We start from the raw sequence: 15,497 nt of genomic DNA on the forward strand, positions 1-15,497 counted from the left end.
TCGTAGACCGTACCAAATTTGTCACCGTTGCGCCAGTAAATCTGTCAACTCGCCTGGCAATTTCGGTCAGTTACGCGCCATCCCTTGCTGGGCAAGCGTTTGCTGGTCGCGAACTGAATTTGTCACCAAGATGCTGGGGCCGGAAGGCCAGCGGTGCCCCCTGGCTCCGGCCACGGGCAGAGATCGGCCAGAAGCGGACCATCGCACGCCCCTGCAGATCGTCGACAATCAACGTCGATGCGGCCGATACGATCAGATCGCGCTCGAAATAACGAATTCTCGACGAACTCTCCCATGACATGTGAACGGTGTACGGATGTCTGTGTCCGCTATGCAGTCCGATCCCCTAGCGAACTGCGCAAGGCCATACAGATCGCAGCGGAGAACCTCACGGATCAAACATTAATAGAGGTAATTCCTTCTACTCCATGTGTGTCCGTCCCGTTTATTGATCTCTCAAAAGGCGCAGCATGGGATGACTACGTCGAGTACCATTTCCGTTGCCTGCATTGCAACGAGGCTTTTTGGCTTTGTGCAGAGACATACCACGGCAGCGGTGGCTACAGGGAGCCGAAGAATCCTGCGGCGATTCGCGCCCGTATCGACAACTAAGCGCACTGCAAGTGCGACATACCGTGCGCCCGAGACCGGCCAATAGACGCCCCTCGAAAAACCCGGCTCGATTGCGCGCAATTCGTCCGTAGGGTCTAAGAAAACTCCGGTCGGCCCCTGAGCCATCAGTCCCCATTAGCCTGTGGAAGAATCACGACGCGGCGGCAACAGGAAGGCGAAACGGCGCACCGAGTCGGTTAAACGCATTCATTGCGGCGATTGTGATCGTGAGGTCGACGAGGTCCTTGGGCGTGAACGCAGCCGAGGCAGCGGCATACGCTTCATCTGAGGCATGCGTTTCGCTGACCCGGGTCACTTCCTCCGCCCAGGCCAGCGCGGCGCGTTCCCGGTCGGAGAATAGATGGTGCACCTCGTCCCAGACCGGTACCAATGTGATCTTGTCGATCGACATGGTTTTCCGAAGGTCGCGACTGTGCATGTCGATGCAGTGGGCACAGCCGTTGATCTGCGAAACGCGAAGGAACACAAGGTGGACAAGTTCCTCCGGCAGATTCGTTTTCTTGGTTACATAGTGGTGGATACCAAACAGAGCCTTCGCACCGTCAGGTGCGATCTCTTGCCAGTTTAAGCGGGTCATCTCGGTCCTTTCCTGTCATTGAGGTACGTAAAGGGCAGTCGGGGCGCACGGTCCGTATATCGACGTCGGGCGCGGAACATGTCATAAAACATCACGTTACTCCGCCGGGCATTGAAGGAACAGGCCCAAAAACTACCGAAACGACTGATCCAAGATGACTGATCCGAATACGCCCGCAGCGTTTTCCATTCAACTGGACCGTGCCAAAGCCGTGCCCATCGTCGACCAGATCCATGCAAGCCTGCGACTGGCAATCGTCGACGGCCGGCTGGCACCCGGACAGCGTTTGCCGTCTGGCCGGGATCTCGCGACCCAGCTTGGCGTCGCGCGCGGCACCATCCGCGTGGTCTACGATCGGTTGATTGCCGAGAACCTGGTGCTCGGCGCTGGCTCTGCAGGCACCCGAGTATGCGCTGGGTTGCTGGCCGGGCGAGCAGACGAGGAACCGCCACTCGACGGGCCGTTGGCAGGGTTCACACGCCCATATTCGAGCGCTCCGCTGCCATTCCAGATGGGTGTACCCGCCGATGACGCGTTTCCCGCCAAACTCTGGGCCCGCATGCGCACGCGCGCCGTACGCAACGATGCCATCGCTTTCACGACCTACGCCGACCCGCGCGGCGAGCCCGAGCTACGCGTCCAGATTGCCAGCTATCTGGCCGTCAGCCGGCACGTGCATTGCCATCCCGATCAGATCATCGTCACCAGCGGATACCGGCAGGGCTTGATGCTTGCGCTGACGGCACTGCACGCGCACGGACGCAAGGCATGGATAGAGGAGCCAGGTTACCCGCTGGGAAGGCGCGCGCTGGAACTGATGGGAGCCGAAGTTGAACCCGTCCCCGTGGATGCCGAGGGACTGCGCGTGGAAGATGGCATCGCCAGCGCGCCAGACGCCCTGCTGGCGCTGGTTTCACCGGGCCAGCACGCACCGCTTGGCGTGACAATGTCGCCAGCACGAAGACACGCCTTGCTCGACTGGGCGACGACAAAGAATGCCTGGATCATCGAAGATGACTATCTGGGAGAGCTACAGCTCGAAGGCCGCGCGGCGCCGGCCCTTGCGGCAGGTAAAGGCGCGGAGCGCGTGATTCACATCGGCGCGTTTAGCAAGACGATCAGCCCGGCGCTGGGTCTCGGTTTCATCGTCGCGCCACACTCGGTGGCAGAGCGTTTGGTCGAGGTCGCTGCCGTATTGGCGCCGGCTCCGAATCGGACCACACAGTTGGCAGTCACGGAGTTTCTGGAGGATGGGCACTTTCTGCGGCACCTGCGCCGGATGAAGGCGCTCTATGCCAGGCGCCGCAGTCTTGCGCTGGACTGTCTCAACGCGTTTCTGCCTGGCACGCTGACTGCGGGCCTTGGCCTGATCGCACCGCTTCCAACGACCGCCAACGACACCGCTGTGGTCGACATTGCCCGCTCGCGCGGCCTCGCGCCTTCTGCTCTCTCCGCCTGGTACCTTCGCCGCAGTCACGCGCAACAAGGCCTGCTACTCAGCACGACGAACCTGCGCCTCGACAACCTCGATGCCGCGTGCGAAACGCTTGCGATAATCGTTGCATCAATGCGCTGAATCCACAGTCGTGAGCCGCGGATTGAGACGTGTTGGCGTGTGAGTTTTGAGCCTATGACCGAGTCCGGCCACAAACGGTCAATCCAGGATCGAGCGCCGAACGACGGCTTAGTGGTCAACACCTGCCAGTTCAGCGAGCTATGTGCGGGACTTGCCGCCATCGATAGATGGTCGAGTAAATCCTTTTTTGTCCGCGAACGTCGGCTTTGCCGTCGGCCCTGCACGGTTTTACCGTTTTCGGATGCGCTTCAAGTGGCTCGAATCAGGCGAAGCCGCGAGGACCGGTCCCATGCTCATCCGGCCCGTGCGGACTCCGAACGTCTACGAACCCCAACGTATGCCGGGCATACTAAGGAAACCGGGGATCGTCTTGAAGCGTTCGACCCACTCCAACACATGCTTGTATCCAGCAATCTCGACACCCGCGTCTGTTGATAGTGCGACATGAGGAAAGCAGGCAACATCAGCGATAGTTGGTCGACCGAGCTCAAGCCATTTTCGATTTTCCAAATGCCCATCCAACACCCTGAGCACCCGATGCGAGAGCGCAAGTAGGTCGCCTAAGTTTGCGGAGTGGTGAAAGAGCTTTACAGACCTCGCTTGCGCTACATGCATGAGATCTCCGCCCGCCGTGGCGAGCCATTGGTGAACTCTCGCAGCGCTATCGGCCTCAGTCGGGTACCAAGTACCAAACTTGTCATACTTGCGGGCGATGTATGTGAGGATCGCTTGCGCATTGCGCAAACGTAATGACCCATCCTCCAGGATAGGCAATTCCCCGAACGGATTAAGTTCGAGATAGTCCGCCGACTCATGTTGTTGGCCAACATAGTCCACACTGACTTTCTCATAGGGAACGCTCAGCATGTTCAAGAGAAGTCGAATCTTGTAGCAACTTCCCGACAGCTCAAAATCATGTAAGCGAATCATGAAATCTCCAACAAAAAAAGCGTTCCGGAGCCACGGAGCCCACCGGAACGCCGGAAGGAGCAGCGAGACACACGCTGCAAGGATCAGACGGTCAAGAACCTAACTCAGAGGCGTGATGCCTGAGGTGGTCCTCCATGAAGGAAGAAATAAAGTAGTAGCCGTGGTCATACCCAGGATGTTTGCGCAGCCTCAGCGGTTGGCCTGCTATCTCGCATGCTGCGCGGAGAGTCTCCGGATACAACTGTTCTTCCAGGAATTTGTCATCAAGTCCTTGGTCGATCAGTATTCCGCCTGGGAAGACGGCGCGCCCGGCTCGCCGAATCAGCAGCGTCGCGTCGTAGTCCGTCCACTTACTTTGCTCAACGCCGAGATATCGAGTGAAGGCTTTGATACCCCATGGGCATGCCACCGGGTTGGCAATTGGCGCAAACGCCGAGACGGATCGAAACTGGTCCGGATTCCGCAAAGCGATCACCAGAGCGCCGTGACCACCCATCGAGTGCCCGAAGATTCCGACCCGTCGTTGATCGACAGGGAAGTTCTCCATTACCTCGCTGAAGAGCTCGCGGACAACGTAGCTATACATGCGGTAGTTTGTGGCCCATGGCGCGTCTGTGGCATCGACGTAGAAGCCCGCTGCCACACCAAAGTCCCAACTCTCCCGATCTCCTGCAATCTCGACCCCTCTCGGGCTCGTGTCGGGGGCCACCAACACCAAACCAAGCTCAGAGGCGACCCGTTGAGCGCCAGACTTCGTCGCAAACGTCTCCTCCGTGCAGGTAAGCCCAGCCAGATAGAAGAGCGCCGGGCAGCGCTCCCCTCTCAAGGCTTGCGGCGGCAAGTACACCGAGAAGCGCATGCTGGTCCCGGTCTCCTTGGATGCGTGCTCGTAGAACCGTTGCAGGCCGCCGAAGCAGGCGTGCTCAGATACTGGCTTCAAGTTGCTCATGATGGTACCTAGTAGAGCACCACCGAACGGATCGACTCGCCGCTCTTCATCAGATCGAAGGCGTCGTTGATCGATTCCAGCGGAAGCCTGTGGGTAATCAGATCGTCAATGTTCAGTTTCCCTTCCATGTACCAGTCGACGATCTTCGGCACATCCGTCCGACCACGAGCGCCACCGAATGCAGAGCCCTTCCACTCACGACCTGTCACCAACTGGAACGGACGAGTCGAGATTTCGGCGCCGGCCTCGGCGACACCGATGACAATGGATTTGCCCCAACCCTTGTGGCAGCACTCCAGTGCCTGGCGCATGACCTTCGTATTGCCGATGCACTCGAAGGAATAGTCTGCGCCTCCGTCTGTCAATTGGATGATGTGATCGACGACGTTTTCAACGTCCCTCGGGTTCACAAAGTGGGTCATGCCGAATTTCCGAGCCATTGCTTCCCGACCAGGGTTCAAGTCGACCCCAATGATCTTGTTGGCGCCGACCATCTTGGCTGCCTGAATAACGTTCAGCCCGATCCCGCCCAAACCAAATACCACCACGTTCGCACCGGCCTCCACCTTTGCCGTGAACAGCACTGCGCCTACACCGGTCGTCACGCCGCAGCCGATATAGCAGACCTTGTCGAAAGGGGCGTCCGGGCGAATCTTTGCGAGGGCGATTTCGGGAACCACGATATGGTTCGCGAAGGTCGACGTCCCCATGTAGTGGAAGATCGGCGTGCCGTCGATCGAGAAGCGCGCCGTGCCATCGGGCATGAGACCCTTGCCCTGTGTTGCACGAATCGACTGACAGAGATTCGTCTTCTGCGACAGGCAGAACTTGCACTGCCGGCATTCCGGCGTGTACAGAGGGATCACGTGATCGCCTGGCTTGAGCGAGGTCACGCCATGCCCAACTTCCGTCACGATACCGGCACCTTCGTGGCCCAGGATGGCGGGGAAGATACCCTCGGGATCTGCGCCCGAGAGTGTGTAGTAGTCGGTGTGGCATACACCCGTTGCTTTGATCTCGACGAGCACCTCGCCAGCTCGCGGACCCGCCAGGTCCACTTCTTCAACGCTAAGGGGGGCGCCAGCTTTCCAGGCAATAGCAGCTTTCGTTTTCATCTTCAAATAACCTTCCGATTGAGATATCTAAGAATTGAGCGGTATCCCGCGCAGGGCAGGCGTGCCATCAAGTCGCTTCGATGGCACGCCTGCGGACAGACAATTCATTCAACGCATCGCAACTACAGCCGCTGCTGGCTCGTCGAGCTGACGTGAAGTGGGAAAAACGCCGGACATCACGATGAAGCCGGGTAGCCGCTTGATCTGATCGGTCCACCGACGGACTGCGGGGTAATCGCCGAGCGATACGCCACCCTCATCGGACAAAGCGATATATGGGAAGCACGCAATATCCGCAATCGTGGGGTGCGAAGCGTCGCAAAGAAACTTCCCGCCCATTTGCTCGCGCCGCCAAAGGTGTTCATCCAGTATGCGCAGCAACTCGTGGGACCTCTTCCTGCAAGCTTCAGCATCAAAGTCGAAGAAAAACAGATCATGAAGACGCGCCGCAGAAATGGAGCCGGTCAGGCTATCTGCGAAAGACAGCCACATTTGCACTTCACCCGCAAGGCGGGCATCGCTGACCGGGTACCAAAGGTTCGACGTGTCGTAACGCTTGGCCAAATAGACAAGAATCGCCTGCGCGTCCCGAATCGAAAAATCGCCGTCCGTCAGTGCCGGTAGCTGCCCCAAGGGATTGACCCGCAAGAATGCGTCGGACTTGTGCTGTCTGCTTGGGTAGAACTCGACCGGTTCGTTCTGGTAGTCAATTCCCAGAATGTTGAGCAACAGACGAACCTTGTAGCAGTTGCCGGATAGCTCGTAGTCGTAAAGCGTAATCATGGGGGTTCTCTTTAAATGTCCAGGACGATCTTGCCGTTCTTGCAACGCGACACGCACGGCATGATCCACTTCCCGCTTTCGCGCTCCGCCTTGGAGAGATACGTGTCATGGTGCTCCAGGTCGCCACTGAGGACGCCGGTCATGCAGGTTCCGCAGACGCCCTGCTCGCAGGATGCCTCGATGGTTACCCCGTTCTCCCAGCACGCCTTCAGCAGGCTCTTGTCTGACGGCACACTGAAAGACTTTCCGGACTTGGCGAGTTCCACCTCGAACGAATCGCCGCCCGTCGGGATGTCGTCATTCTTGAAAAGTTCGAAGCGAATGGACTCTTCGGGGATGCCCCGCGCCGCGGCAACTTCGCTTACGCAGTTGATCATCACCCCCGGCCCGCATGTGTAAACCTCTGTTTGGGCAGGGTCTACGGCGGCGAGCATGGCCATCAGCTTCTCGCGAGTCGCAACGCCATCCAGGCCTGCGTAAAGATGGACGCTCGGACCCAAGTCGCGCAAGCGCTCGCCGAATGGCGAATGCTCTGCTCCCCTGACAAAGTAGTGCAACTCAAAGTCATCGCCTCCAGCCTGCAGCGCCTGGGCCATGGCGAGAATCGGTGTTATGCCAATGCCGCCGGCGATAAGTACCGGGCGCTTTCCGTTTCGAATAAGAGGGAACGCATTGCGTGGTACCGTAATGGAGAGTTCGGTTCCCTCCTTCACCTGCGCATGCATGGATTCGGAACCGCCCCGGGACATCGCCTCGCGCTTTACGCCGATGATGAATGAGTCACGCTCACTTGGACTGTTGACCACGGAGTATTGCCGTACACATCCAGCCGGGGTAGTCACGCTGATATGCATGCCAGGCGAGAGCTGCGGCATCGTCCGGCCCTTAGGCTTCAGCCACAGCGAGATAATGTCTTCGGTTTCCTGCAGGCGGGCGGTGACTTCGCATTTGAATTCGGTTGACGCAGGCCGAGGGAACGGCACCACCACCGCAGGCACTTCCGCTGCAACCGGCGCCGTCGCATGGATTTTCTCGATCTTCGGCGCACTGGCATGCGTCGCCTCCATTGCGCGGCGGAACTCCGTAAGAATCGTTGAGAAGTGAGTCCTGAAACCCACGGTCGCGGTATTCGCCGCGAAGACCATTGTGTGCACGATGCACTTCTGCCCAGAGGTCGGCTGCAGAAGGAACACCAATACCTTCGACTCCTGGTGTCGTTCGATTCGAATCAATCCGTCTGCAATCACTTCGGCGCGCGACTCGCCATCCAGTACTTCCGAGAATCGGTTGGCCTGTGCAAGCAACGCTTCGCTGACTTCTTCTTGCGATGCATTGATCGGAAGGCTGCGAAGGCCTGTCCGGACCTGCCCGGGATAGCCCAGTTGCAGGGCTTCAGGTTCGACCAGCGGCGTTCCGAGAGACGCCCATACCAACCCGTCCTTTTCGGACACGGCGAAGGTGGCAACGCAAGCAGAGCTCGGCTCAGTTGCTTCGCGGTGGGCGGGAACGAAAGTGCAACCACCGCTGCCGGTCTCATACGTCCACCCGTGATACTGGCACCTCAGTTCGTTACCGAGGTTCACGCCCAGCGACAGGCGTAGCCCGCGATGAGGGCAACGGTTCTCCCAGGCATTGACCATGCCATTGTCATCGCGCCAAAGGGCGAGTTCTTGACCTGCGAGGCTTGTCTGATAAACGTGGCGCGACGGAAGATCCGTGGCACTGGCGATCGGATACCAGCGATTCGTATCTAATGATTTCATTTTGGAGGACTCTCTATTCGTTCGCTCAACCGCGAATCGCGCCGTAGTGCAAGTCGCTTTCGCGAAGCCACCTGCGGTAAGCGGTTGCAAGTACGTCTGCTCGGACAGGGTTCTCACGACTGGCCGCTAACGGCAGCCGTTTGGGAACCTGGTTGATCAAGATCATCAGATCCTGCCCAAAAATCGTCTGCTGAAAGCGACGAAGCTGTTCGTCGGAGTTGATATCGTCGACGTAGCACATGATCGTGTGCGCGATACACCAGTCCTCATCGACAGGCTGTACGAACAAGCAGAGGACATCCCAACGCTGCGGATCCGGAGGACAGGTCTTGTAAAGGATGGCAACGTTGGGGCGCGTCACGCGGTAGACGTACTGGGTCTCGATGGGCTCGACCGCTGTGGCCGACGCACGGGGCTGAGCGAATCGACACTCCGTGGCGATGACTTCATCCAGTTCTTCGTCGATCCGTACGTTGTAAGGCAGCACCTCGGTGAGCGGTTCAGCACCAAGGATGTCCGTATGCACGAACGGAAAATGTGCCATGTCCAAGAAATTTTCGATGGCGCGAAGCCCCGACACATTTACGCGCGTCGATCCAGCGCTGACAACCCGACGATCTGCTTCCGCAAACTCTGGCACCGGAAACAAGTCGCGTGGCGATGACGAGAACGAAAACCACAGCGTTCCGTAGGCACGCTTGCATGACACCGGCCGAACAATGCCCTCGTCGGTCCAGTTTGCCTGGATCTCGCCATCGGGCGACACGTCGTATGTCACCGAGCGGCCGAGCAGCCGCGTTAGATATTGCCGGCTGGGAAGAACATCCTCCAGCGCCGCAACGGGATGCCAATCTTCGAACAGCACCTGATCTGCTTTCACTGCCCCTCCTGCCGTGGCTTGTTAGTTTGCTAAACTGGTATACCAGAATGTATATCAGAAGAACCCAAAGCGCAAAGCAGTTTGCACTTGGGGAAAATACTTAGCGGGAGAATTGCCGAGATACGGCGTGAAGTAGACCAGGGCCGCTCAAGGCGGCCGGGTCTATTGCGAGGACAGCTTAGATGGCGAGGACAGCTTTGAGGTCGATCTCAGGAGGTGCGGAGGCGTCGAATCGGTAACCTCTGATCACCAGGTTGTAGTGCGATGCCAGCAACTCTTTGGCCGCAGTGGCGTCTTTCTTCTCGAGGCACTCCACGAGCTTCCCGTGCTCGTCGCGCAGTTGGCAGTAGTCAAAGCCAACACGGAACATCGCGTTGATCAGCGCTTCGCGGCGTCGCAGTTGCGAGTGAATTTGGTTCAGTGTCTCGTTGTTCAAAAAGGACAGCAGGAGAGAGTGAAATTCCCGCCCAAGCTTGTCCCCCTGGTCGTGCTTCCCCTTCTCGAATGCAACCCGTTCCTTCCCCGTATGCGCCCGCAGCGCTTTGAGTTGTTCGGGAGTGATGATCTTGATCACTTGGTCGATCACGCCACTCTCGAGCACCAGGAGCATTTGGTAGAGTTCAAACGCGTCGTCGAAAGTCGGCCGCCAGACAGATGAAGAGCGCTTGGGGGAGATTTCTACCAGCCCGTCTTGCGACAAGCGGATAAGCGCCTGCCGGACGACTGTGCGACTGACGCCAAACAAATCCGCAATGTCTCGCTCGTTCAGCTTTGTCCCCGGCGGAAGACGACGGTGGTAGATCGCATCGGAGATGGTGCCTACAATTTTCTGGGTTAGCATGATGTTGTCGCGTGACTGCTACCGTCGGCTCGGCGCAGCAATTGTCTGGTCGACCAGAATTTCTAGATGGTACATCAAGCGCGTCATTTGGCACTAAAGCTGTGACGCGCCGCACCAAGATGGGCTAGCTCCCGCGGCTGCATACCCGTTCTCGTGCATGGTTAGCCGAGAACCAAGGCTACCAACGCTCCTCACGGCCACGTCCCAACGGAACGTCCGTCCCCCTGACCATGGCACAGTTCGTGCCATATCCCCGAAGCAAGTGAGCATCCCCAAGACGGGTAATCCCTGATTGCCGGTCCAAATTACGCTCTATAGTCTGGTATACCAGATAAGACATTTGGCTTCCCAGAGTAGTAGTTTTGGCTTCACAAAACAGATCCCCCACTGGAGCTTCGATCATGAACGAGCAGTACAGGCCTCTTCTCGAGGACAAGACTTATCTCCGCCACTTCTGGCATCCGGTTTGCACCGTGGCTGAATTCGAACGCGCCAATGCGTCCGGCCATGGTCCGATGGCCATCACGCTGTTGGGCGAGTCCATCGTACTGGCTCGCTTGAATGGAAAGCTCGTGGCCGCGAGCGACCGTTGCGCGCACCGATCAGCCAAGCTCTCTCTTGGCAGGGTGAGCAAGCGAGACGGGAAAGACTTCCTGGCTTGTCCCTATCACGGATGGCAATACGACAACGAAGGGATTTGCAAGCTTGTCCCCGCTTGCCCGGAAAAGGCCATTCCTCCCCGCGCCAAGCTGAATGCCTACGAGTGCGAGGTGAAATACTCGATCGTATGGGTACGTCTCGACAATAGCTTCGACTGTACTGAGATCCCGTACTTCAGTGATTGGGACAAGCCCGGCATGCAGACGATCGTCGCCGACTCCTATCTGTGGAACACGGTCGCCGAGCGACGCTGGGAAAACTTCACCGACTTTTCGCACTTCGCGTTCGTTCATCCGGGCACTCTGTACGACCCGTTCTTTGCCAGCCACCCTGCCGTGCAGGTCAACCGAATCGACGGAGAGTTGCAGTTCAAGCTGGCTCCGCCTCGTGAAATGGAAGGCATCCCTGAAGAGGCGCCGATGGGAGACTTCGACTACCGATGCACGATGCCGTACGGGATCAACCTCGAGATCAAGCTCTGGAAGGACAACTCACGGTTCGTGTTGTGGACAACAGCGTCCCCAGTGGACGACAAGACCTGCCGCAACTTCATGATCATCGCTCGCGAGACCGATGGTCAGCCGGACCACATGCACCTTGCGTTCCAGAAACGCGTCCTGGAAGAGGATCAGCCGGTAATTCAATCGCAATGGCCTGCCGAGATCTCGGCAGGCGAGATATCCGTCGCCACTGACAAGGTCTCTATCCAGTATCGCAAATGGCACCGCGAACTCTGTCAAGCCGCTCTCCGTGGCAAGGAGGAGTTCCAGGCAGTACTGCGATCCAACGTCATCGACGAGTCGACGACTCTGTAGTCAAAAGCATCCGAAAAAGAGGAGTTCCAATGAAGCCAATGTTCCTGCTCGGCTGTGCCGGTCGAGGCGTACAACCATCTTCCATCGAGGCGCCGGTATCTGAAATCGAGCTGCCGGTAATGGAGCAATTTCGCCTGCAGAAGGAAAGCGGGCTGTGGGACTTCGTCGACCGTATCCCTGCGAGTGACAAAGAGCTGGACGAATATATCAAGGCGAGCCAGCACTACAATCTGCCAGTGCTGACGGGAAGCTGGACCTATACCCTGGGTGTCGACGAAGACAAGATCAAGGCAAACATCGAGCGCACGCGCGAAGTCGATGCCAAATTCCATAACCTCATGGTTTGGGCCAAACATGCGGACGGCCATTATGTGACCGACGAAGAGGTTGCTGTTTCGTACTTGAATACGTACGAGTACGCTGAAGCCCGCGGCATCACGGTCACGTACGAAAGCCACGTTGACATGTGGTCCGAGGACTTCCGCCGTGTCTTGAAGGTTGCCGGCCTGGTGGAGAAGCAAGGCGTTCCCTTCAACTTCTGCATGGACTACAGCCATTGCATCTTCAAGATCGAAAACGAAGTTGAGCACGCGGTATCACAGATGCGAGGCGATGCCGAAGCCATCAGGAAGCTGGACCCGTTCAACGATGACAGCTTCGCCGATGAATGGCTGCAGCGCAACATGGTTCATTGGACGCAAGTCCGTCCGGCCGCCCCTAATGGCCCCGTGAACTGGCTGGCCTTCGAGTCAGGTCCTTGGGATGGCCTGGGCTACGACCGTCCAGGTCGGTCGATCCAGTATCCGTTCAGCTTGCCGAAGCCTGGCGAATGGCATACCGACGTATGGCATGCGCACAAGCTGGCATGCACCAAAGAGCTGGTTCGCAAGGTCATCGATCAGTATCTCTCGACCGATGACTCGAACATGCGCGTCATGACCATCGACAACATCAACCTTGGAGCGTACGGCCTGGGTTGGGGATATGACATGTTTGCCGATAGCTGTCTGGTCGCTACATTCGTTCGTGAGCTCTATGCGGAGCGCTCGGCAATCTTCGAAGCGAAGAAGGGCAAGACGGCGTCAGAGTTTGTTGATCAGTATCGCGGCAATATCGCCCGCTGAATGTATTCGGCTGGCGATAGCCAGCATGCACCGATCCGTGTAGTAGGGGTTAGCGAGGGCTCCATGCCCTCGCCCTTTTTTAGGAAAAGGCGCTCAACCCTAAGGCGACGATCTTTCCTCCGCCTCACGACTTTCAGCCTCCCCATGCTTCGCAAATGCAAGCGGCCAGTCCAAAGACTGGCCGACCTTGTCGTGTGCTGTCAGAACTTGTGACGGATGCCAACTCCGGCTGTGTCACCATGAGCCTGCCCGGTCAACTTGTCGTAGTAGTAGGCAGCGTATAGATCCGTCCGTTTCGACAGGTTGTAGTCGTACGCGATCGATCCCGTGTTTCGCCGGAAGGAAGCAATGTCGTTTTCCGACTTACCGTAGGCGTAAGTGAGGAGCAGGCTACCAGCGCCTATCGGAATCGCGACGCCGGCTAAGGCATCAATGTGCTTCAGATTCCCGGAAGGGCCGTTCACGTCCGACTTGATGTACTGCCCTTGAGCGTAAACTTTGACAACGCTGAAGTCGTAGCTGATGCCCGCCTGCGCCGCGTTCTGTTTGCGGAAGCCAACAAGCGAACCTGGAGAGGTGACATCACCTGGCGTTGTGTTGAATTTGACCTGCTGAAACGCAACGGTGGCAGCGAGGGGGCCCTTGAAGTAGGTGACATTTCCGCCCCACTTATTCTGGCCGATGGAACCTGGTTGCTCACCGAACGCGTAAATTGCGTTGAAGGTCAACCCGTTGAAATTGGGAGTGGAGTAGACGACAGAATTGACCCAGCCGGTGTCACCCAAGATGCCTGGATCGAATAACGTGCCGTTGTTTGCAGAGAGGTAGGTGTGGCTAATTGCCGGCCCGAAGACATATGAGTCGATCATCGGGTTGAAAAGGATGGTAGAGACAAAGTAGGGTGTTGTGTTACGACCCAGTCGGACGGTGCCGTAGCTTGAGTTTTCCATGCCCACATAAGCGTTGCGGGCAAAGAATGGTTCTCCATCGTAGCTCCCGCCTTTCCCGGTATCCACCCGCAGAAACGCATTGAGGTCGAAAATCGCCTTTGTACCGCCACCAAGGTCTTCGGTGCCTTTGATCCCCCAGTAGGACGTCTGCATGCCCCCGCCGCCAACGATGTATGACCGAGCACTCCCTGGTGTTCGCGTTGTGCCGATGTAGCTATCGACCTGTCCATACAACGTTACGCTGGACTGCGCCATCGCGCTGCTCGCCAACATCGCTCCCGAGAAGAATGTGAGCGTGGCGACCCGAGTGTTCCTGAATCGAAATTGAGTTTTCATGGCTCTAAGGTGAGGATTGATACTTCCGGAAATCGTCCCTCGATCCTCTCAAGCGTCGCCTTTACCGTTCAAAAATGACATCAAATAGGCAAAGGACTCCCCTTGCGACCTCCGGATAAAGGTCTCAGCACGAGAGGTCCATCGCACAAAGAGTGCGATGGCGATTCGAGGGGAATTGTTAGAGGTCTGCTTCTTTGGCGGTCGCCATCAGTGAAGCTCGTGCTTCCTTTGCGTCACCGAGTCCGTTGAAGAAGATGTTCAGGAGAATTGCCGAGATAGCCGTTAGAAGGATCGGACTCTCCAGGATTGGAGCAAGCTCGTGTGGAAGCCGCGAGAAGAATTTCGGCGACACGACAGGAAGCATGCCTAGCGCGATGCTGATGGCAACGATGTACAGGTTCTTTACGTTGTGAAAATCCACACGAGCCAGCACTTTGATGCCGCTCGCAGTGACCATGCCGAACATCACGATACCGGCACCACCAAGAACGAACGGTGGAATCGACGCAACGAGGACAGCGACTTTTGGAAACAGGCCCAGGACCATCAAGATGACGCCGGCGGTAGCACATACCCAACGGCTCCTGACCCCGGTAACGCTGACCAAGCCAACGTTCTGCGCATAGGATGTGTAGGGGAACGTATTGAAGATGCCCCCAATCATCGTGCCAACGCCATCGGCGCGGAATCCCCGAACTAAGTCCTTCTCCGAGACCGGCTTCTCGACGATCTCACCAAGTGCGAGAAACATGCCCGTCGACTCAATAAACGTCACCAGCATCACGATGCACATCGCTGCAATGGGCCAGAAGCTGAACTTTGGCGCGCCAAAGTGGAACGGCAGAATGAAACCGAACCAAGGTGCCTCGTTCAGTTCTCCGAGGGATACTTGTCCAGCAGCTCCGGAAATGAGAAAGCCGATGGCCAGACCAAGCAAGATGGCAATGTTGTTGAGAAATCCGCGGGTGTACCGCACCAACAGAAGAATCGATACCAGGACGGTAGCTGCAATACCAAGGTAGAGCGGATTGCCGAAGTCGGGGTTGCCGAATCCTCCTGCTGACCAGGCGGCAGCTACAACCATGAGCGACAACCCAACAGCGAGAATCTCCGTACCGGTTACGACCGGCGGGAAAAACCTCAAGAGTTTCCCAACAAGTGGGGCAACGACTATCCCAAACAGACCAGCACCAATCGTGGCACCAAAGATGCCAAGCAGACCAGCGTTGGGATCGCTGCCGATAGCGATCATCGGTCCAATTGCCGTGAACGTCACGCCCATCATTACGGGAAGACGGATACCGAATAGACCAACACCCAGTGACTGGATGATGGTAGCCAAGCCGCATGCAAAAAGGTCCGCATTGATCAGGAAGGCGACCTGCTCCTTCGGCAGCTTCAGGGCTGCGCCAAGCACCAGTGGGATCGCCACCGCACCTGCATACATCACCATCACGTGCTGACAGCCGAGAATCAGGAGAGGCAGGCCTCCCAATTTTTTATCAACGCCACTCGGTTGCATTTCGAATCTCCAAAGTAAATGAAACAGTTCGACGACCTCCTGG

13 protein-coding genes are annotated in these 15,497 nt (G+C 57.4%); 3 read left to right on the forward strand and 10 right to left on the reverse strand.

Annotation, left to right across the window (positions count from 1 at the left end):
• Positions 1-763: 763 nt before the first annotated feature.
• Positions 764-1,210, reverse strand: coding sequence for a carboxymuconolactone decarboxylase family protein (locus FFS21_RS26060; RefSeq protein WP_029306687.1), 447 nt, complete (start codon positions 1,208-1,210; stop codon positions 764-766).
• Between the two features lie 154 nt (positions 1,211-1,364).
• On the opposite strand from FFS21_RS26060, the gene pdxR reads away from it, so the two are divergent.
• Positions 1,365-2,786 carry a MocR-like pyridoxine biosynthesis transcription factor PdxR gene (pdxR, locus tag FFS21_RS26065; RefSeq protein WP_080711353.1) on the forward strand — a complete coding sequence of 474 codons (1,422 nt, stop codon included), beginning with the start codon at positions 1,365-1,367 and terminating at the stop codon, positions 2,784-2,786.
• Positions 2,787-3,107: 321 nt separating this feature from the next.
• On the opposite strand, the gene FFS21_RS26070 is transcribed toward pdxR, so the two are convergent.
• From FFS21_RS26070 to FFS21_RS26100, 7 genes are all read right to left on the reverse strand, one after another.
• Positions 3,108-3,716, reverse strand: a complete 609-nt coding sequence (locus FFS21_RS26070; protein WP_029306685.1) for a glutathione S-transferase family protein — start codon at positions 3,714-3,716, stop codon at positions 3,108-3,110.
• Positions 3,717-3,807: 91 nt separating this feature from the next.
• On the reverse strand, positions 3,808-4,665 hold the full coding sequence (gene fghA, locus FFS21_RS26075; protein ID WP_029306684.1) for an S-formylglutathione hydrolase: 858 nt from the start codon (positions 4,663-4,665) through the stop codon (positions 3,808-3,810).
• An 8-nt stretch (positions 4,666-4,673) separates the two neighbouring features.
• Positions 4,674-5,780 carry an S-(hydroxymethyl)glutathione dehydrogenase/class III alcohol dehydrogenase gene (locus FFS21_RS26080; protein ID WP_029306683.1) on the reverse strand — a complete coding sequence of 369 codons (1,107 nt, stop codon included), beginning with the start codon at positions 5,778-5,780 and terminating at the stop codon, positions 4,674-4,676.
• Between the two features lie 108 nt (positions 5,781-5,888).
• Complete coding sequence (locus tag FFS21_RS26085) at positions 5,889-6,563, reverse strand: glutathione S-transferase family protein (RefSeq protein ID WP_029306682.1); 675 nt, start codon at positions 6,561-6,563, stop codon at positions 5,889-5,891.
• Positions 6,564-6,574: 11 nt separating this feature from the next.
• Positions 6,575-8,326, reverse strand: coding sequence for a Rieske 2Fe-2S domain-containing protein (locus FFS21_RS26090; RefSeq protein ID WP_029306681.1), 1,752 nt, complete (start codon positions 8,324-8,326; stop codon positions 6,575-6,577).
• Between the two features lie 25 nt (positions 8,327-8,351).
• Positions 8,352-9,206: an aromatic ring-hydroxylating oxygenase subunit alpha gene (locus FFS21_RS26095; protein WP_029306680.1), complete on the reverse strand. Its 855-nt coding sequence runs from the start codon at positions 9,204-9,206 to the stop codon at positions 8,352-8,354.
• 178 nt (positions 9,207-9,384) lie between these two features.
• On the reverse strand, positions 9,385-10,047 hold the full coding sequence (locus FFS21_RS26100) for a GntR family transcriptional regulator (RefSeq protein WP_029306679.1): 663 nt from the start codon (positions 10,045-10,047) through the stop codon (positions 9,385-9,387).
• 401 nt (positions 10,048-10,448) lie between these two features.
• On the opposite strand from FFS21_RS26100, the gene FFS21_RS26105 reads away from it, so the two are divergent.
• Positions 10,449-11,522, forward strand: coding sequence for a Rieske 2Fe-2S domain-containing protein (locus FFS21_RS26105; RefSeq protein ID WP_029306678.1), 1,074 nt, complete (start codon positions 10,449-10,451; stop codon positions 11,520-11,522).
• 29 nt (positions 11,523-11,551) lie between these two features.
• A complete protein-coding gene (locus FFS21_RS26110; protein ID WP_029306677.1) occupies positions 11,552-12,646 on the forward strand; it encodes an IolE/MocC family protein in 1,095 nt (364 codons plus the stop codon).
• Between the two features lie 200 nt (positions 12,647-12,846).
• Here the strand turns inward: FFS21_RS26110 and FFS21_RS26115 are convergent, their stop codons facing one another.
• Together FFS21_RS26115 and FFS21_RS26120 are read right to left on the reverse strand one after the other, a co-directional pair.
• Complete coding sequence (locus tag FFS21_RS26115) at positions 12,847-13,932, reverse strand: porin (RefSeq protein ID WP_029306676.1); 1,086 nt, start codon at positions 13,930-13,932, stop codon at positions 12,847-12,849.
• 178 nt (positions 13,933-14,110) lie between these two features.
• Positions 14,111-15,454, reverse strand: coding sequence for a nucleobase:cation symporter-2 family protein (locus FFS21_RS26120; RefSeq protein WP_029306675.1), 1,344 nt, complete (start codon positions 15,452-15,454; stop codon positions 14,111-14,113).
• Positions 15,455-15,497 lie beyond the last annotated feature (43 nt).

Origin of the sequence: Cupriavidus sp. 2SB (assembly GCF_005503625.1) — a bacterium.
Classification (GTDB): domain Bacteria; phylum Pseudomonadota; class Gammaproteobacteria; order Burkholderiales; family Burkholderiaceae; genus Cupriavidus.